General features: G+C 37.1%; 22 protein-coding genes and 2 other annotated features. Of the genes, 13 read left to right on the top strand and 9 right to left on the bottom strand.

What is annotated here, in order from left to right:
• Positions 1-14: 14 nt before the first annotated feature.
• The 5 genes from infC to ABH955_RS23005 all read left to right on the top strand — a co-directional run bounded on the left by infC (position 15) and on the right by ABH955_RS23005 (position 3,450).
• Positions 15-518 carry a translation initiation factor IF-3 gene (gene infC, locus ABH955_RS23025; RefSeq protein ID WP_002015470.1) on the top strand — a complete coding sequence of 168 codons (504 nt, stop codon included), beginning with the start codon at positions 15-17 and terminating at the stop codon, positions 516-518.
• Between the two features lie 21 nt (positions 519-539).
• The gene (rpmI, locus tag ABH955_RS23020) at positions 540-740 is read left to right on the top strand and encodes a 50S ribosomal protein L35 (protein WP_001125945.1); all 201 of its coding nucleotides are present in this window, start codon (positions 540-542) and stop codon (positions 738-740) included.
• Positions 741-778: 38 nt separating this feature from the next.
• Entirely contained in the window at positions 779-1,135 is a 357-nt protein-coding gene (gene rplT / locus ABH955_RS23015) for a 50S ribosomal protein L20 (RefSeq protein ID WP_001138364.1), read from the top strand.
• Between the two features lie 668 nt (positions 1,136-1,803).
• Complete coding sequence (locus tag ABH955_RS23010) at positions 1,804-2,295, top strand: dUTP diphosphatase (protein ID WP_002015469.1); 492 nt, start codon at positions 1,804-1,806, stop codon at positions 2,293-2,295.
• Between the two features lie 69 nt (positions 2,296-2,364).
• On the top strand, positions 2,365-3,450 hold the full coding sequence (locus tag ABH955_RS23005; protein WP_002088917.1) for a M42 family metallopeptidase: 1,086 nt from the start codon (positions 2,365-2,367) through the stop codon (positions 3,448-3,450).
• A gap of 41 nt (positions 3,451-3,491) precedes the next feature.
• On the opposite strand, the gene ABH955_RS23000 is transcribed toward ABH955_RS23005, so the two are convergent.
• Positions 3,492-4,109, bottom strand: a complete 618-nt coding sequence (locus ABH955_RS23000; protein WP_016092410.1) for a TetR/AcrR family transcriptional regulator — start codon at positions 4,107-4,109, stop codon at positions 3,492-3,494.
• Between the two features lie 296 nt (positions 4,110-4,405).
• Between ABH955_RS23000 and ABH955_RS22995 the strand changes: the two genes are divergently transcribed.
• Positions 4,406-5,059 (top strand): HlyD family secretion protein, encoded by a 654-nt coding sequence (locus tag ABH955_RS22995; RefSeq protein WP_002088916.1) that lies wholly within the window; start codon positions 4,406-4,408, stop codon positions 5,057-5,059.
• A gap of 12 nt (positions 5,060-5,071) precedes the next feature.
• Positions 5,072-6,865, top strand: coding sequence for a DHA2 family efflux MFS transporter permease subunit (locus ABH955_RS22990; protein WP_002088915.1), 1,794 nt, complete (start codon positions 5,072-5,074; stop codon positions 6,863-6,865).
• 21 nt (positions 6,866-6,886) lie between these two features.
• On the opposite strand, the gene ABH955_RS22985 is transcribed toward ABH955_RS22990, so the two are convergent.
• The 5 genes from ABH955_RS22985 to sspI all read right to left on the bottom strand — a co-directional run bounded on the left by ABH955_RS22985 (position 6,887) and on the right by sspI (position 9,579).
• On the bottom strand, positions 6,887-7,243 hold the full coding sequence (locus ABH955_RS22985; protein ID WP_016092408.1) for a hypothetical protein: 357 nt from the start codon (positions 7,241-7,243) through the stop codon (positions 6,887-6,889).
• Positions 7,244-7,267: 24 nt separating this feature from the next.
• Positions 7,268-7,639 carry a DNA-binding protein gene (locus tag ABH955_RS22980; RefSeq protein WP_404443542.1) on the bottom strand — a complete coding sequence of 124 codons (372 nt, stop codon included), beginning with the start codon at positions 7,637-7,639 and terminating at the stop codon, positions 7,268-7,270.
• Positions 7,640-7,781: 142 nt separating this feature from the next.
• Positions 7,782-8,495, bottom strand: coding sequence for a CPBP family intramembrane glutamic endopeptidase (locus tag ABH955_RS22975; RefSeq protein ID WP_404491715.1), 714 nt, complete (start codon positions 8,493-8,495; stop codon positions 7,782-7,784).
• Positions 8,496-8,634: 139 nt separating this feature from the next.
• Positions 8,635-9,192 (bottom strand): HD domain-containing protein, encoded by a 558-nt coding sequence (locus ABH955_RS22970; protein ID WP_367962333.1) that lies wholly within the window; start codon positions 9,190-9,192, stop codon positions 8,635-8,637.
• 177 nt (positions 9,193-9,369) lie between these two features.
• Entirely contained in the window at positions 9,370-9,579 is a 210-nt protein-coding gene (gene sspI, locus ABH955_RS22965) for a small acid-soluble spore protein SspI (protein WP_000009511.1), read from the bottom strand.
• 82 nt (positions 9,580-9,661) lie between these two features.
• Between sspI and ABH955_RS22960 the strand changes: the two genes are divergently transcribed.
• From ABH955_RS22960 to ABH955_RS22940, 5 genes are all read left to right on the top strand, one after another.
• Positions 9,662-10,459 carry a TrmH family RNA methyltransferase gene (locus ABH955_RS22960; RefSeq protein ID WP_002015458.1) on the top strand — a complete coding sequence of 266 codons (798 nt, stop codon included), beginning with the start codon at positions 9,662-9,664 and terminating at the stop codon, positions 10,457-10,459.
• 92 nt (positions 10,460-10,551) lie between these two features.
• Positions 10,552-10,780 (top strand) — a binding site (T-box leader).
• A gap of 43 nt (positions 10,781-10,823) precedes the next feature.
• Positions 10,824-11,858: a phenylalanine--tRNA ligase subunit alpha gene (gene pheS, locus ABH955_RS22955; RefSeq protein WP_002015457.1), complete on the top strand. Its 1,035-nt coding sequence runs from the start codon at positions 10,824-10,826 to the stop codon at positions 11,856-11,858.
• An 18-nt stretch (positions 11,859-11,876) separates the two neighbouring features.
• On the top strand, positions 11,877-14,297 hold the full coding sequence (gene pheT / locus ABH955_RS22950) for a phenylalanine--tRNA ligase subunit beta (RefSeq protein ID WP_215551610.1): 2,421 nt from the start codon (positions 11,877-11,879) through the stop codon (positions 14,295-14,297).
• 194 nt (positions 14,298-14,491) lie between these two features.
• Positions 14,492-14,743: a binding site (T-box leader), on the top strand.
• 52 nt (positions 14,744-14,795) lie between these two features.
• Positions 14,796-16,187: an asparagine--tRNA ligase gene (gene asnS, locus ABH955_RS22945; RefSeq protein ID WP_002015453.1), complete on the top strand. Its 1,392-nt coding sequence runs from the start codon at positions 14,796-14,798 to the stop codon at positions 16,185-16,187.
• Between the two features lie 92 nt (positions 16,188-16,279).
• The gene (locus ABH955_RS22940; RefSeq protein ID WP_000039594.1) at positions 16,280-16,414 is read left to right on the top strand and encodes a YuzL family protein; all 135 of its coding nucleotides are present in this window, start codon (positions 16,280-16,282) and stop codon (positions 16,412-16,414) included.
• A gap of 41 nt (positions 16,415-16,455) precedes the next feature.
• Here the strand turns inward: ABH955_RS22940 and ABH955_RS22935 are convergent, their stop codons facing one another.
• From ABH955_RS22935 to rnhC, 3 genes are all read right to left on the bottom strand, one after another.
• Positions 16,456-16,707, bottom strand: coding sequence for a hypothetical protein (locus ABH955_RS22935; protein ID WP_404454226.1), 252 nt, complete (start codon positions 16,705-16,707; stop codon positions 16,456-16,458).
• 13 nt (positions 16,708-16,720) lie between these two features.
• Positions 16,721-16,975, bottom strand: coding sequence for a hypothetical protein (locus ABH955_RS22930; RefSeq protein WP_404491713.1), 255 nt, complete (start codon positions 16,973-16,975; stop codon positions 16,721-16,723).
• A 137-nt stretch (positions 16,976-17,112) separates the two neighbouring features.
• Complete coding sequence (gene rnhC / locus ABH955_RS22925) at positions 17,113-18,048, bottom strand: ribonuclease HIII (protein ID WP_404491711.1); 936 nt, start codon at positions 18,046-18,048, stop codon at positions 17,113-17,115.
• Positions 18,049-18,171: 123 nt separating this feature from the next.
• Here rnhC and zapA point away from each other — a divergent pair, with 123 nt between their 5' ends.
• On the top strand, positions 18,172-18,441 hold the full coding sequence (gene zapA / locus ABH955_RS22920; protein ID WP_002112165.1) for a cell division protein ZapA: 270 nt from the start codon (positions 18,172-18,174) through the stop codon (positions 18,439-18,441).
• Position 18,442: the final 1 nt, after the last annotated feature.

Genomic DNA, 18,442 nt, shown 5'->3' with positions numbered 1-18,442 from the left:
CTATTAGCAAGGATATGATGATTAACGAGCAAATTCGTGCACGTGAAGTACGCTTAGTTGGCGCAAACGGCGATCAACTTGGAATCAAGTCTCGTAATGACGCTTTAGACTTAGCTGCAGGTCTTAATCTTGATTTAGTATTGGTTGCTCCAAATGCGAAACCACCAGTATGCCGCATTATGGACTACGGTAAATTCCGCTTTGAGCAACAGAAGAAAGAAAAAGAACAGCGCAAAAATCAAAAAGTAATTAGCATGAAAGAAGTTCGTTTAAGTCCAACAATTGATGAACATGACTTTAACACAAAACTTCGTAATGCTGTCAAGTTTTTAGAGAAAGGCGACAAGGTTAAAGCGTCAATTCGCTTTAAAGGACGTGCCATTACTCATAAAGAAATCGGTCAACGTGTTTTAGATCGCTTCTCAGAAGCTTGTGCTGAAGTTAGTACAATTGAATCTAAGCCTAAAATGGAAGGACGTAGTATGTTCTTAGTTTTAGCACCGAAAAACGATAAGTAATAGATAGAGGAGGAAATACCTATGCCTAAACAAAAAACTCATCGCGGCGCTGCAAAGCGTTTCAAAAAGACTGGATCTGGTAAACTGAAGCGTTCTCACGCTTACACAAGCCATTTATTCGCTAACAAATCTACAAAAGCTAAACGTAAACTACGTAAAGCTGGTGTAGTTAGCGCTGGTGACTTCAAACGCATTCGTCAAATGCTTGACAACTTAAAATAAGTTCGGCTGATATATAGAACAAACTAGGAGGTAATATTATGCCAAGAGTAAAAGGTGGTACAGTTACTCGTCAACGTCGTAAAAAAGTTATAAAATTAGCAAAAGGTTACTACGGTTCTAAGAGTACATTATTTAAGGTTGCTAACCAACAGGTTATGAAATCTCTAATGTATGCATTCCGTGACCGTCGTCAAAAGAAACGTGACTTCCGTAAATTATGGATTACACGTATCAACGCAGCAGCTCGTATGAATGGTCTTTCTTACAGCCGCTTAATGCACGGTTTAAAAAATGCTGGCATCGAAGTTAACCGCAAGATGCTTGCTGACTTAGCTGTTCATGACGAAAAAGCTTTCGCTGAATTAGCAACAGTTGCAAAAAACAACATTAACTAATTGTTTAAAACCTTAGAAGATTTTCTTCTAAGGTTTTTTTATTTGCATTTATTGTAAAATCCTCCACTTATTATCGTTATTTCTTGCTCAAGTATATTAAGATGTGCTTGTAAGAACTTTTGTAACGATAACGAGGAGGCTTTTACATGAAAGTAGGAAAGATTAACGGATGTGTCGTTATCGATATGACAAAATCAATATAAAAGCTATAGCGATATAAAAGAATATATATATAAAGTCAGGAGAATCCTCCTGACTTTTTTTATCCCGCTATTTGCGGGCAGTAAAACTCCCACCTCAAAATTCAGCTGGAGCAAAGAAGTTAGGTGGGAGATCAACTGCCCGTAAAAGCCCGATTGGTGAAGGCTAATAATAAGTGGGGATGAACAAAACCCCCCACTTATTAAAGTTTCACTTTATTTGAACTCATTCGTGAGAAGTGCATCTTTCCTAGCAGAAACGACACTGCTATAATGGAAAGATGATATGGAACTTTCATCAAGTGAACAATATATGAGTGATGATTGAAACGTATTTGCAAATTAAGGACAAGCTATCTTTATAAGATGTAGGTAGCTGACTTGTTAATAAGAAACGAAAAATAATAATGAACTTTGAGATGAAACAACATTGTTGCGGAAAATGCGATGTTGGAGGAGGACAATAGAATGGACTTACTACAACTATTTAAATTACAAAAAGAATTAGATGACCGTATTGTGAAAGAACATGACTTACAACCGAAGAAATTGTTAAAAGAAAAAATGTTAGCTCTTCTTGTAGAAATTGGAGAACTTGCAAATGAAACACGTTGTTTTAAATATTGGAGCAATAAACCAGCTTCAGAACGTGAAGTAATATTAGAAGAATACGTAGATGGTTTGCATTTTATTTTATCAATCGGAATCGATTTAGGAATTGATAAAAACTTCTTATTCTATAAATGTGCGCAAACGAATAAAACACAAGTGGAAATTTTCTTAGACACATATGCGAAAGTAATTCGTTTTACAGATCAACCTTCTATTACGAACTATATTGAACTATTTACAAGCTATCTTCGCCTTGGACAAGCGCTTGAATTTGAACAAGATGAAATTGAAAAAGCATATTTAGATAAAAATGAAGTAAATCATCAGCGTCAAACACAAGGATACTAATTTAATTTTTGAATATTTCAATTTCCTTTTGTATAATAAAGTGACTGAAGAAAAAGGAGGGTGTTGGCAATGATAAAATTAGACGAGACATTGACAATGCTAAAAGAATTAACAGACGCACGCGGTATTGCGGGTAACGAGCGCGAACCACGTGAAGTAATGAAGAAATATATTGAGCCGTTTGCAGATGAACTTTCTACTGACAATTTAGGAAGTTTAGTTGCGAAAAAAGTTGGGGAAGAAAACGGCCCGAAAATTATGGTTGCAGGTCATTTAGATGAAGTTGGCTTTATGATTACGCAAATTGATGACAAAGGCTTCCTTCGTTTCCAAACGGTGGGTGGCTGGTGGTCGCAAGTTATGCTTGCACAGCGCGTAACGATTGTAACGCGTAAAGGAGATGTAACAGGTGTAATTGGTTCAAAACCACCGCACATTTTACCTCCAGAAGCTCGTAAAAAGCCAGTTGAAATTAAAGACATGTTCATTGATATTGGTGCTTCTAGCCAAGAAGAAGCGATGGAGTGGGGCATACGACCAGGAGATCAAGTTGTACCGTACTTCGAATTCCAAGTGATGAAGAATGAAAAGATGTTACTTGCAAAAGCATGGGATAACCGAATTGGTTGTGCAATTGCAATTGACGTATTAAAACAATTAAAAGATGAAAAGCATCCAAACGTTGTATACGGCGTTGGTACTGTACAAGAAGAAGTTGGTCTTCGTGGTGCGAAAACATCTGCAAACTATATTAAACCTGATATCGCATTCGCTGTAGATGTTGGTATTGCTGGGGATACACCAGGTGTAACGGCAAAAGAAGCGCAAAGTAAAATGGGCGATGGACCGCAGATCATTTTATATGATGCTTCTGTTATAGGTCATACAGGTTTACGTGATTTCGTAGTTGATGTTGCTGATGAATTACAAATTCCATACCAATATGACTCTGTAGCGGGCGGGGGAACGGATGCAGGAGCAATTCACATTTCTGTAAACGGTATTCCGTCTATGGCAATTACGATTGCGACACGCTACATTCATTCTCATGCAGCGATGTTACATCGTGATGATTATGAAAACGCAGTGAAGTTAATTGTGGAAGTTATTAAACGTCTTGATAAAGAGGCTGTACATAACATTACATTTAATTAATAGAAAAAAGCGAAGGATAATTTCCTTCGCTTTTTCCATTTTTAAAACGGTCGTTCTAATCCTGCTGCAGTATGGGCTCCTAAAATAATTAAGCGAGTTAATTGCATTGCCATGAAATGCGGGGTATAAATCATGCCTCTTTTTAACCATGACATAATCATTCCGATATGAGCCCCTGTAACATAACTAATAAGAATGTCACGAGGAACCATGAGTTCTTCATCATCAGGTTGTGAAATAGATAAGCTTAATGTTAAATGTGTTTGGACTGTTTTCATCATTTTATAAGAGTAGTTTCCAGCGGCTTTATCACCAAGCATAACGTTATAGAAGTTCACATTTTCTGCTATATGTTCAAACAAAGCTAAAAATGTTGGATGCGGTGAATCAAAAGTGAGCTGAAAATCTTCTTTATTTCGATTTTGTGGTTTAATTACTTCAGCTAATTTTTCTAACATTTCTTCTATGCTTTTGTCTAATAAATCATATTTATCATGGTAATGGCTATAAAATGTAGCGCGATTTACAGGAGCACGTTCCGCGATATGTTGCACAGTTACATTTTCGAAGCCCTTTTCGCCTACTAAAGCGACAAAAGCATCCTGTATGAGTTGTCTCGTTCGTTTTACACGTGGATCATTTGTATTTTTAATAGACATTTTTACTTCACCTCGTTTAATTTTTTGAATTTAAACAACACATGTATAGTGTAATGTTGTTTAAACAACATATAGGTTTAAATTGTTGGTTGTAGATTCGGGATAATTATTTATAATTATAAACGATAGTCCTTTAGAAATCAGCACCGCTAGGATGCAGACAAAACATAGTTTGCATCGTAAAAGGTGTGCTTTTTTTGTTTAAAGGTTAATATAATTAACAATTAAACAATATAAACACTAAGGGTGTAAATAGTTTAGAAAAAAATTATATGCGATATAAGGAGAGGAATGCAATGAATCAGTTTCGAAGAATGGTAATTATCAACATTATCACATTAATTGTATTAGTTGGCGGCGGTATTGGCGGTTATTACTATTACAATCAATCGGAAAACTATTTAAAAACAGAAAATGCAAAGATTGATGGGAAAGTAATCCCAATTGCATCACCAGTAGCAGGTAAATTAACAGACTGGAAAGCTGAAGTAGGAAAAAACTACAATGAGAACGATAAATTAGGTGCGGTTACTGTAGCAGGAGCAAATGGTGAGCAAACAGTAGATGTAACAATTCCACAAAATGCAACAGTTGTACAATCAAACGCAACAACTAATGCGTTCGTTGGAGCAGGAAGCCCAATTGCTTACGCATTTGATATGAACAATTTATGGGTAACAGCAAATATTGAAGAAACAAATATTGATGATGTTCAAAAAGGTCAAACAGTAGATGTGTATGTAGATGCATACCCAGATACAACGTTAACAGGAAAAGTAGAACAAGTTGGATTAACAACGGCGAATACATTCTCGATGTTACCATCAAGTAACTCAACAGCGAACTATACGAAAGTAAAGCAAGTTGTACCAGTTAAAATTTCTTTAGATCATAGTAAATCAGTAAATATTGTTCCTGGAATGAATGTGTCAGTTCGTATTCATAAGTAAGGGGGAGATGAGATGTCCTCAATTGCAATTGTAGGATATGCACTATTTTGTATAATCGTCTTCTTCCTTATAAATCGTCTTTTACGAAAGAAAAAAACGAATGTGGGAGAAGAACAAGTCCCAGCCGTAAGTAAGATAGAAGTAAGTCAAGCAGAAACAGTAGAGAAAGAACTTGAACAAAAACAAGAAACAGAAGCTTCTAACGTAGTGGAATTAGAAACAGGGAAGCAAGAGCAAGTAAAACAGGAAAAAGAAATGCTGAAGAGACAATTGCCGGTAGAGAATGTGAATGTAAAAGCAGTTGTAGCTGTATTAATTCTCGGTATGTTCGTTTCTATTTTAAACCAAACGATCATTAATGTTGCACTGCCTCCATTAATGAACGAATTTAACGTATCAACTTCAACAGCACAATGGCTAATTACAGGCTTCATGCTTGTAAACGGAATTTTAGTACCAATCAGTGCATTTTTAGTTTCACGGTTTACGTATCGTAAATTATTCATAGCAGCAATGTTATTCTTCACTGTAGGATCTATCATTTGTGCTACATCAGGAAACTTCACAATGATGATGACGGGCCGCGTTATTCAAGCGGTTGGTGCAGGTATTTTAATGCCAGTTGGTATGAATATCTTCATGACATTATTCCCGCCTAATAAACGCGGAGCAGCTATGGGACTACTTGGGGTAGCGATGATTTTAGCACCAGCTATCGGACCAACTGTAACAGGTTGGGTAATTGAAAACTATAGCTGGAACTTAATGTTCTATGGGATGTTTGTTATCGGTTTAATTATTACGTTCTTATCTTTAAAATTCTTTACACTAGCTCAGCCAGTGTCTAAAACAAAGTTAGATGTATTCGGTGTTATTAGTTCAAGTATTGGACTAGGTAGCTTACTGTACGGATTTAGTGAAGCTGGAAATAATGGCTGGACTAGTGCAGAAGTTGTTATAACACTTATCATCGGTGTCATTGGTTTAGCTGTATTTATTTGGAGAGAGTTAACAACAGACAATAAAATGCTTGATTTACAAGTGTTTAAATATCCGACGTTCACTTTCACATTAGTAATTAACGCGATTGTAACGATGGCCTTATTCGGAGGTATGTTATTACTTCCAGTATACTTGCAAAACATTCGCGGTTTTACACCGATGGAATCTGGTTTATTATTACTTCCAGGATCATTAATTATGGGGATCATGGGACCAGTTGCAGGTAAACTATTTGATAAGTATGGTATTCGTCCGTTAGCAATTGTCGGATTAGCCATTACAACATTTGCGACATATAAATTTACAACGTTATCGATGGATACACCGTATAGCGTTATTATGACGGATTATATTATACGCTCAATTGGTATGTCATTCATTATGATGCCAATTATGACAGCTGGTATGAATGCACTGCCGATGAAATTAATTTCTCACGGTACAGCAACGCAAAATACGTCAAGACAAGTAGCTGGTTCAATTGGAACAGCGATATTAATCACGCTTATGACGCAACAAACTACTGCTCACGTAGCGGATTATGGCAATATGTTAACAACGTCAAACCCGATTTTAGTTGATAAAGTACACGGTATGGGCCAAAGCTTAGCGGCATTAGCCGGATCAGCTCAAGCAGGAGATGCGATGAGTACACAACTATTATTCGGACAAATTTCAAAGCTATCTGCAATTAACGGTATTAACGATGCCTTCTTAATTGCGACAATACTCGCAGGTATTGCTTGGGTGTTATCGTTCTTCTTACCATCAGGCAATAAACCAAATAGAAAAGCAGGGAATTAATTTCCCTGCTTTTTTGTCTTTTTAAAGAGTGAGATATAAAAAATGATAACCAGCTACGGAGCACAGCCCTGTTATAAACAAAATTGTTCCCATAGCACGAATGCTGGATATTTGTCTTCCGCTTATAATAGCTAATAGTCCAGCTAAAGAGAAGAAACACCAATATAAAGTTCCTGAAATTGGAACCATCCCCTCTAAATCTATTCCAAAACCTATACAAATGATAGGAACAAAGATAAGCGATATGCTAATCAAACCAGCTATAATAGTAAGTGATTTACGATATTTAATGCCAGCAATAATTAAAAAAATGCCAACGATGAATTGGCATAACATCAAAGTAAGAGCCAAAACCATCCAAGTTAATATTCCAAACACTTCTGTATTACCTCCGATAAAATATTATATATAGAATGAATCCCCTACAGACATAAGTACCCAGAAAATAACCCCTAATATGCCAGCGATAAAAATAATGAATCCCATATTACGTATACTTTTAATCTTTGCCTGTAATCCATTTAATCCTGCCAATAATCCAGTTAAAGAAAACAGTATCCAATATAAAGTAGTTGAAATAGGGAGGATCGTATCGCTATTCACCCCCATGCCCCAAAAAACAAAAGGTAGTGTGACAAAAGATAGGATAAGTAGCCCCATTAAACCCACAAATAATTTAAGATGTTTAATGCTAGTAATAATTAAAAAAATACCACCGGAAAATCCGCATAAAACAAGAAGTGGCATATAAAAAATCCAAAGTAAGCTCGACATAAATAATCTCCTTCTATGGTGATGAGTTATATTTTACTACATGAGGTTTATTTTGGATGTTATTAATAAATATGTATAAATTGATAGAAATGAGAAGTGATGATACGAATTAATAAAAGAGGTATCGCGATGACACCTCTTTCTAATTCAAGAATGCTAACATATTATTCATAATATGAAATAACATAGCTGGAATAATGGTTTTTGTTTTTTTACATAAAATAGCCATTAATAATCCCATGAAGAAAGTAATTACCATTACTCCAAGTGAGTATGTATGAGCGATACCGAAGAAGAAGCTTGTTATGATGGCTGCAATCCAAAATGGAAAGCGCTCTGAGAAGAAGCGAAGTATAAAGCCACGGAAAATAAGTTCTTCAAAAATTGGTGTGAGTATAGCGAAGCCGAGAAGTAATAATATTTGATACTGCTTAAAAACATCTAAGTTTAGTGCGGAAGATTGCTGCTTCGTTGCGTCTTGGAACACATAATTTAACAAGATGTAATTGAGTATAATGTTTATAGCGAAGAAAAGAAGTAAGTATACGTATGTACGCCATTCTTTAAGTACTTTAAAGTTAAAAGATTTTAGTAGTAATTTTTTTGCGGGTTCGAATTTAAAAATGAAGAATAACAACACGGCTAGTTGTAATACGATACTTGCAGTATTTGCAATAGATTCATACAGGGCAATTTGTTTTTTATCTGTAAGACCGGCTGTATAAATTGTTAAGGGCATTGCGAGGAACACAGTAATAAGTCCGGTTCCGAAAAAAGCGAATAAAACGGAGCTAATAAATTGTCCCCATGACATAGAGTATTTCTGCTCATTAGAAAGTTGTGTAACGGGTTGCATTTGTAAAATCACCTCTTTATATTTGTATATTTAATTATAAAGCATTTTGTTTTCGGGTGTAATATTTAAATATTACATATAAAGGTGTATTTTTCGCAAAATAATAAAAGAGGTATCACCCTATAGTGATGCCTCTTTCTCATTGATAACTATGTTCTGCTTTATTGTTCGATTTCGATTGCTCTATTTGTAATTCACGCTCGACCAATCGATCTAACTGCTGAATTGCTTTAAGTGCTTTTTCATAAGAAATCGTTCTATAATGATGCGCTCCGCCCGGTTCTTCATCTGCTTCGTCTGCCCATTTAATAATGTTTTGAAGAGATGTTCTTTCAATTTCTTGCTGTACTAAGAAAGAATCTGTATGAAGAAGAATCGCAATAGAAATTTCTTTTGCTAGTTTAGGATGTTCTCCTAATCTAATAAGCAATTTATGAGATCTTTCTGCTCCTTTAATCGCATGTATATCATTCTTTTTATACAAGTCATAGTCCCATTCGCCGCCTGTGTACCACGTATGATGTCCGATATCATGAAGGAAGCCAGCCTTTGTCGCAGCATCGACTGAGGCGTGATGCTTTTTGGCTAAGTGAAACGCATGGTAAGCGACAGCAATCGCGTGGACCATTCCAGAACGGTTTACATATTTTTGCGTAATGTGATGTTTAAAAATTTGTTCAAGCGTAATACGGTGCATAAAACATTCACTCCTTTTATCCAATGATGTATATGAAGAAAATCGATCGGTTTAAATGTATTTTGAACATTGTACTCCATCAATCAGCGTTAGTAAAGTAGAAATGTTTAGGAGAAGAAAAATTTTATAGACATAAAAGGTCACCTTAGTTTTTTTTCTAAGGTGACCTTTTATTGCTTATTTTTTTAATCCTTGCTCCAGTGTTCCTAACATTTCGTGTTTTTCATTTTCATCAGCATTTTTCCAAATGACTTCGAATAAAACGCCAAGACCTGGAAGCATTTTTTCTTCACCGCTTTGAATTGCATCGACAATCGTTTCTTGTAATTGATCTTGTGAATTTCCAGATACATTCGCTAATACCGCGCCGCGTAAATTAAAACTCATTATCTTCACCTCTTCTTCAGAATTGAAACTGACGTTAGTTTTTGTTCTTTTTTATGTAAATATGTATGAAAAATAGGCTATAATGATAAGACAAGAAGAGAGGGAAATACATATTATGAAAAACATTGATTCAGTACAAAACCCGCGTGTGAAGCAGTGGAAAAAGCTGCAGACGAAAAAAGAGCGCGATAACAAAGCTTTATTTTTTGTAGAAGGATTCCATTTAGTAGAGGAAGCGTTAAAGGCAGGAGTTGTAACAGAACTTATCGTTTCAGATCAGACAGATCTTCCGAAAGATTGGACAGTTAATGATGTTGAAATGTATATTGTGCCTGAAGCAATTGTAAAAGTACTTCGCGAAACAGAAACAACGCAAGGTGTATTTGCTGTTTGTGAGAAACATGAGAAAGAAGTAGCTCTTACTGATGGGAAATTTCTTTTATTAGACGGCCTTCAAGACCCAGGTAATTTGGGAACGATTATTCGTACAGCGGATGCAGCGGGTATTCATGCCGTTGTGCTTGGAGAAGGGTGCGTTGATGTTTATAATAGTAAAGTACTACGATCTACACAAGGTTCTATTTTCCACTTACCGGTTGTGAAAGGGAACTTAGAAGAATGGGTAGACAAGTTAAAAGAAAATAACGTCCCTGTATATGGAACAGCTCTTGAAAATGGAGTTCCATTTGGTGAAGTAACCCCGGCTGGAAGTTTTGCATTAATTGTAGGGAATGAAGGAAGCGGCGTACGCCAAGAAATTCTTGCGAAAAGTGATCAAAACTTGTATATTCCGATTTACGGCGGGGCAGAATCATTAAATGTTGCGGTTGCAGCAGGGATTTTAACGTATTATTTACAAAGCCCAGTTGCGAATCGATAAAAAACTTCTTATAATAAGTTGAAGTGCATGTTCATAAAAAAGTGGTGAAATGAGTATCGAACTTTTTTGAACATATAATAAAAGTATATTAATGAAAAACGTTGATAGAGAAGAGTAGCTTACAAAATCGCCATATAGGGAGAGAGTGCCGTAGACTGAAAGCATTCTTATGGTAGATGGAAGTGAATTCACCTCTGGAGTTGGCGCCAGGACCATTTATATGTAAAGGCGTTCCGGTCAGAATTGATCGTTATAACTAATGAGTGGGCAGACTTGTTCTGTCAATTTAGGGTGGTACCGCGAATTTACCTCGTCCCTTTTTGGGAGCGGGGTTTTTTTATTTTTAAAATTAGGAGGGTTCCAAATGGAAGCACGTTTAAAAGAGCTAAAGCAAAAAGCGTTAGAGCTTATTGAAGAAGCGAAAGAGCTAAAGGGCTTAAACGACGTACGCGTAGCGTATTTAGGGAAAAAAGGTCCAATTACAGAAGTATTACGCGGCATGGGAAAATTATCAGCAGAAGAGCGTCCACGTATGGGAGCATTAGTAAATGAAGTACGTGAAGCGATTCAAACGCGTCTAGAAGACAAAATTGGTAACTTAGAAAAAGCAGTAATTGAGGCGAAATTAGCTACTGAAACAATTGATGTTACACTGCCAGGTCGTCCTGTTGAAACAGGTTGTCACCATCCGTTAACAGCAGTTGTTGAACAAATTGAAGATGTATTCATCGGTATGGGTTATGAAGTAGCTGAAGGAACAGAAGTAGAAAAAGACTACTACAACTTCGAAGCATTAAACTTACCGAAAGATCACCCAGCGCGTGATATGCAAGATACATTCTACATTACAGAAGAAACGTTACTACGTACACATACATCTTCTGTGCAAGCACGTACGATGGAAAAGAATAAAGAAAAAGGACCGATTAAAATTATTTGTCCTGGTAAAGTGTATCGCCGCGATGACGATGATGCGACGCATTCACACCAATTCATGCAAATTGAAGGTCTTGTAATTGATAAAAACATTCGCATGAGTGACTTAAAAGGTACACTGCAAGTATTCGTGAAAAAGATGTTCGGTGAAGATCGTGAAATCCGTCTTCGTCCAAGTTTCTTCCCATTCACAGAGCCGTCTGTAGAGATGGATATTTCTTGTATGATGTGTCACGGTAAAGGTTGTGGCACTTGTAAAGGGACTGGCTGGATTGAAATTTTAGGAGCAGGTATGGTTCACCCGAACGTACTTGAAATGGCTGGTTATGATTCAAAAGAATATCAAGGTTTCGCATTCGGTATGGGCGCAGAGCGTATCGCAATGTTGAAATACGGCGTAGATGACATTCGTCATTTCTATACAAATGATGTACGTTTCTTACAACAATTCAAACGAGCGTAAGGGAAGGAGAGGATAAATATGTTCGTATCATATCGTTGGTTACAAGAGTATGTAGATATTAAAGATGTAACAGCACAAGAACTAGCAGACAAAATCACGAAAAGTGGTATTGAAGTAGAAGGTGTTGAAGTATTAAATAAAGGTGTAAAGGGTGTTGTAGTTGGTCACGTATTAGAATGTGAAAAACACCCAGAAGCTGATAAATTAAGCAAATGCTTAATCGATATCGGTGAAGAAGAGCCGGTTCAAATTATTTGTGGAGCTGCTAACATTGCAAAAGGTTTAAAAGTACCAGTTGCAAAAGTTGGCGCTGTACTTCCTGGTAACTTCAAAATTAAAAAAGCAAAACTACGCGGGGAAGCTTCTCACGGTATGGTTTGTGCTCTTCAAGAGCTTGGTATTGATGGGAAATTCGTTGCGAAAGAATATGCAGATGGTATCTTCATCTTCCCAAGTGATGCTGAAGTTGGTGCAGATGCACTTGAAATTTTAAATTTACATGATGAAGTACTTGAGCTTGGTTTAACACCAAACCGTGCAGATTGCTTAAATATGTTAGGTGTTGCATATGAAGTAGCTGCTATTTACGGCCGTGAAGTAAAACTTCCAGCTATCGACTTACAAGAAACAGAAGAAAAAACTTCTGATTACATTTCTGTAAGTGTAGAAGCGAAAGAAGAAAACCCATTATATATTGCAAAAATGGTGAAGAACGTAAAGATTGGTCCATCACCAATGTGGATGCAAACTCGTCTTATGGCAGCTGGCATTCGTCCAATTAGTAATGTAGTTGATATTACAAACTACATTTTAATGGAATACGGTCAACCGTTACATGCATTCGATTACGATAAATTAGGTTCAAAAGAAATCGTTGTTCGTCTTGCAAAAGAAGGCGAAAAGATTCAAACATTAGATGCTCAAGAACGTACGTTACAAAGCCACCACCTTGTTATTACAAACGGTGAAAAAGCGTTAGCTGTTGCTGGTGTAATGGGCGGAGCGGATTCTGAAGTTGATAGCGAGACAGTAAACGTTCTAATTGAGTCTGCATACTTTGCAGGTCAAACCGTGCGCCGTACATCAAAAGACTTAGGTCTTCGTAGCGAATCAAGTGCACGTTTTGAAAAAGGAATCGACCCAACACGTACATTTGAAGCAATTCAACATGCAGCTGCTTTAATGGCAAAATACGCTGGTGGAGAAGCACTTGAAGGTGTAGTAGAAGCTGATAACTTACAAGTACAAGAACGTACAGTATCTGTTACAGCTGAAAAAGTAAACCGTGTATTAGGTACAGATATTTCTGCGAGTGAAATGGGTACAATGTTCACAAACTTAAAATTCCCATTCACAGAAGTAGAAGGAACATTCCATGTAAATGTACCAGCACGTCGTCCTGACATTACAATTTCAGAAGACTTAGTAGAAGAAGTAGGTCGTCTGTATGGTTATGATCACATTCCAGTTACATTACCATCTGGAACAATGACACGTGGTAAATTAACATCAGCACAAACGAAACGTCGTAAAGTACGCCGCTTCCTAGAAGGTGCTGGTTTATATGAAGCAATCACATATTCATTAACAAGCGCTGACAAAGCGAAACAATATATGGTTGAGCCGAACGAAAAAGCTCCTGTAAATCTTGCGCTTCCAATGAGCGAAGAGCGTAGCCAACTTCGTTTAAGCTTAGTGCCACAATTGTTAGAAGCAGTTTCATACAATGTTGCACGTAAAAACGACAGCGTTGCATTATATGAAGTAGGTTCTATCTTCTTACCAACAGAAGCAGGAGAACTTCCGAAAGAAGAACAACATCTTGCAGGTGTTATGACAGGTCTTGCTCTTCACCATGCATGGCAAGGTGAGAAGAAAGTTGTAGACTTCTTCGTTGTTAAAGGTGTATTAGAAGGATTATTCGACGTACTTGGCGTGGCAAATCAAATCACTTATGCACCAGCAAAACGTGAAGGTATGCACCCAGGCCGTACAGCTGACATCGTATTAGATGGTGAAGCAATCGGATTCATCGGTCAATTGCACCCGGAAACAGAAAAACAATTAGATGTGAAAAATACATTCGTATTCGAATTATCTCTTGCAAAAGTATTCGGTGCAGACGCTGAGGAAACTTACTACTTAGCAATTCCACGTTTCCCATCTATGACACGTGATATGGCTGTTGTAGTAACAACAGAAACAAAAGCTGGTGAAATGAAGCAAGTCATTGCTGAAGCTGGCGGAGAACTTCTGAAAGACGTAGCACTATTCGACTTATACGAAGGCGAAAAAATGGAAGAAGGCAAGAAATCACTTGCATTCTCTATGAACTACTTCGATGCAGAACGTACATTAACAGACGAAGAAGTAACAGAAGCACATAACCGTGTATTAACAGCGGTAGAAGAGAAATTTGGTGCGGAGTTACGTAAGTAATAAAAAATTGCCGGATTAAGTCCGGTAATTTTTTTTATGGCATGATTGTCGGAAAATGTCGGTAAGTCGATATATTATAAAAATCGCTGATATATTTGGAGTTACGGTCGATATATTGCGAAAATCGCTGATATATTTTCTGGCATCTTGCATCTTTCTCTCGAATGTAGTACATTAATTTTAGTTTAACAAAACGAAAGACGATGATAAGGAAAAGTAGTATATACTATAATCCAAAGCGAGTCAGGGACGGTGAGAGCCTGATGAGGCGGTATATGTGAAGAACACCTTGGAGTTGCTAACCGAAATTGAAACTTGTATTCAAGAGTAGACTTAGACGGGAATCCGGCCTGTTACAAACCGGGAAGTATGTATTACATACGAGTTAAAGTTGGTCTTTATGACAAATTGGGTGGTACCGCGAAGTTTAACCTTTCGTCCCTTTATGGATGAAAGGTTTTTTTGTATTTAAATATATCAGCAAAGGAGAATTTCACTATGGAAAACACATTAGTAAAAAGTCTGTATAGAGATACAGAAAAGTATGCAGATCAAACAGTACAAGTATCAGGGTGGATTCGTAACTTACGTGATTCAAAAGCATTTGGTTTCATCGAATTAAACGACGGTAGCTTCTTCAAAGGCGTTCAAATCGTTTTCGATACAGAATTAGAGAACTTCAAAGAAATTGCAAAACTTCCACTTAGCTCTTCAGTTAAAGTAGAAGGTAAAGTAATTGCAACACCTGGAGCGAAGCAACCATTTGAAATTAAAGCAGAAAAAATTGATATCGAGGGCTTATCAGATTCTGATTACCCACTTCAAAAGAAGCGTCATACGTTTGAATACTTACGTACAATCGCTCACTTACGTCCAAGAACAAATGCATTCTCTGCAACGTTCCGTGTGCGTTCTATCGCAGCATTTGCGATTCACCAGTTCTTCCAAGAGCGTGGATTCGTACATGTTCACACACCAATCATCACTGGTAGTGATACAGAAGGTGCAGGCGAAATGTTCCGCGTAACAACGCAAGATTTAAACAACGTACCTAAAGGTGAAGACGGACAAGTTGACGAATCAAAAGACTTCTTCGGTAAAGAAACAAACTTAACAGTAAGTGGACAGCTTAATGCTGAAGCTTATGCGTTAGCATTCCGTGATGTGTACACATTCGGTCCTACATTCCGTGCAGAAAACTCAAACACAACTCGCCACGCAGCTGAGTTCTGGATGGTTGAGCCTGAGATTGCATTCGCTGAGTTAGGCGATGTAATGGATCTTACAGAAGATATGCTGAAATATGCAATGAAATACGTACTAGAGCATGCACCAGAAGAAATGGACTTCTTCAACAGCTTCGTTGATAAAACAGTTCTAGAGCGCATGAACAACGTGATCAACTCTGACTTCGGTCGCATCACTTATACAGAAGCAATTAAAGTACTTCAAGAATCAGGTGCTGAATTTAAATACCCAGTAGAATGGGGTATTGACTTACAAACAGAGCACGAAAGATACTTATCAGAAGAAATCTTCAAACGCCCTGTATTCGTAACTGACTATCCGAAAGACATTAAAGCATTCTACATGCGTATGAACGAAGATGGTAAAACAGTAGCAGCTACTGACCTTCTAGTTCCTGGCATCGGTGAATTAATCGGCGGAAGTCAACGTGAGGAAAGAATGGACGTTTTAGTAGACAGAATTAAAGAATTAGGTATGAACGAAGAGGACTACTGGTGGTACTTAGAACTTAGAAAATACGGCGGTACAAAACACGCTGGATTCGGCCTAGGTTTCGAGCGCTTCCTAATGTACATCACTGGCATGGCTAACATCCGTGACGTAATTCCATTCCCAAGAACTCCAGGTTCTTCTGAGTTCTAAAATATGAAAAAAGCGAGAGGGTTTCCTCTCGCTTTTTATTTTGAATAGTTTATTACCTCGTAGCAAAAAGTAACGCGAAGGGGTGAATATAAATGAGTAAAAAAGTGAAAAAAGATCATTCAAGATCAAGCCTAGGTTCTCCTGAAGTAGAAGGACAAGGAACGACGACACATGAAACAGGTTCTCATAAAGTATCTTCATCAAATAAGAAGCAGAAACGAAGCTAACATAAAAAAGGAGAGTCTTGGCGGCTCTCCTTTTTTATGTATTACATCTTATTATCATTAATCTCTTTTGTAATTTTATCTACATCTTTGTCTAATCGATCTAAATAGAAAAACCACAGTAAGCTCATGAGAACGTAATAGATGGCCATAACACAAAGATTATCAGATATATTTTCGAATGTGGATTTGGAAGTGAAAAAAGCTCCCCAAATGATAGAGATTGTAAGATAAGAAAGAGGGAACACGAGGTGTACGAAAACATATAATATCTTTTTAACTTTAACAGAGTTCATATGAATTACCTCCTTATTTAAACAATCCTCTTTTTCTAATCATAAATTCAAGTTCCTCACAGAAGTGTTGCAGCTTTGCTGGATTATGTATTAACAAGCGGGCATCGTGTTTCCCGATAAATCTTTGAATCCGAAAGTTTAATAAGAAAGATCGGCCATAGCGCTCTATTAAATCGTTGAACACTGGTTGTTCACTTAGTAGCTGAATGTTTTCTCTAATTTCGAACTGTTTTTCGTGTGGATCACCTAGTAAAATATCTAGAATCATTTGTAGAAGTAGTAATAGGAACTCATATATTTGAAAAATATGTATATTTTAATTATAACAAAAATACACAGGCGATAGTAGAGTGGACTAAAGCGAAACAAAAAACAGGAGTTTGTAGGCTCCTGTTTTTGTCGATACTATTTTAATAAGCGAAACGCCTTCTCTGTATTAGCAAAATGCACTTTCACAAACTCAGGTAGTCGTTCTTTACCAAGCTTTTGAATTAATTTAGCAGCGGCAATATCAACTTGTTTACCAGCACCTTTCGGAAGTTGCATACCAGCTTTTTTGCTTAGTTCGTCAAATTGTTTTACGAATGAGTAACGAGCTAAAATGGAAGCGGCGGCTACTGCTAAATGGACACTTTCACCTTTTGTAGCGAAGTAAACATTTTCACGCTGTACCTGTTTTTGTTTCGCTAAATATTTATAGTATGTATCAGGCTGTGTAAATTGGTCGATTAAGATGCCTTCTGGTTTTGTAGGCGCGATTTTTGCCAATAAGTTTGTGATGGCTTTGTTATGCAGTAAAGCTTTTAGTTTACCTTGGTTGTTTCCTTTATCAAATAGCTCGTTATATTTTTCATTATGAAGAACGAGGGAGCTGTAAGGAACAACGTGAAGGAGTTGTTTTGCAATCTCAGCAATTTGAGCATCATTTAAGTTTTTGGAGTCTTTTACACCAAGTTCTTTTAAAAGTGGAATTTGCTTTGCATCCACATATACAGCAACTACTGTCATCGGTCCGAAGTAATCACCAGTACCTACTTCGTCTGATCCTAGAATAGACATTGTGCCGATGGAAGCGGGCGGCGCATAACGATGTGAATTGACCGATTTTTTTACAGCTGATTTTGGTGTTTGAGAGACAGTTTGCCAACGAGAAGCTTCTGCTTCAGCACGTCCACCCTGAAACATCACTTTTCCTGATTTATAAGCTGTAATTGTGCAAGATTGAACTTTTGCCATAAAGATACCGCCTTGCGGAATTTTGGGGCTAAGTGCTTGTTTGTATTGTTGTTTCATGTCTTCAATTACTGTAGAACTTGTTTGTATTACGATAGAATTTGACAAAATGGTCGCTCCTTTTTTATGTTGTTATTTTTATCATATCGGATTGTTCTTTCTGTTTCCATATTATGATGGTTCATGGTATGATAAACTTTAGGATTCTGTACGTGATTGGAGGCCGGTGAGTTGTCACAACAAAAGGGAAATAAAAGTCGAATTAATGTAGAAATATATGGCCAACAGTATTCAGTTGTTGGCGATGAAAGTACAAGTCATATCCGCATGGTAGCAGCGATTGTGGATGATAAAATGCGCGAACTCAATGCCAAGAATCCTTCGCTTGATACGAGTAGACTAGCGGTATTGACGGCGGTAAACGTCATACACGATTACATAAAATTAAAAGAAGAACATGAGAAATTGAAAGAAAGTATGACACAAAAAGGAATTGAATAAA

Origin of the sequence: Bacillus sp. RC240 (assembly GCF_044907945.1) — a bacterium.
In the GTDB taxonomy this organism is placed as follows: domain Bacteria; phylum Bacillota; class Bacilli; order Bacillales; family Bacillaceae_G; genus Bacillus_A; species Bacillus_A mycoides.
Note: the sequence above shows the minus strand (reverse complement) of the source record. Positions and strands in the feature narration are given on the sequence as shown.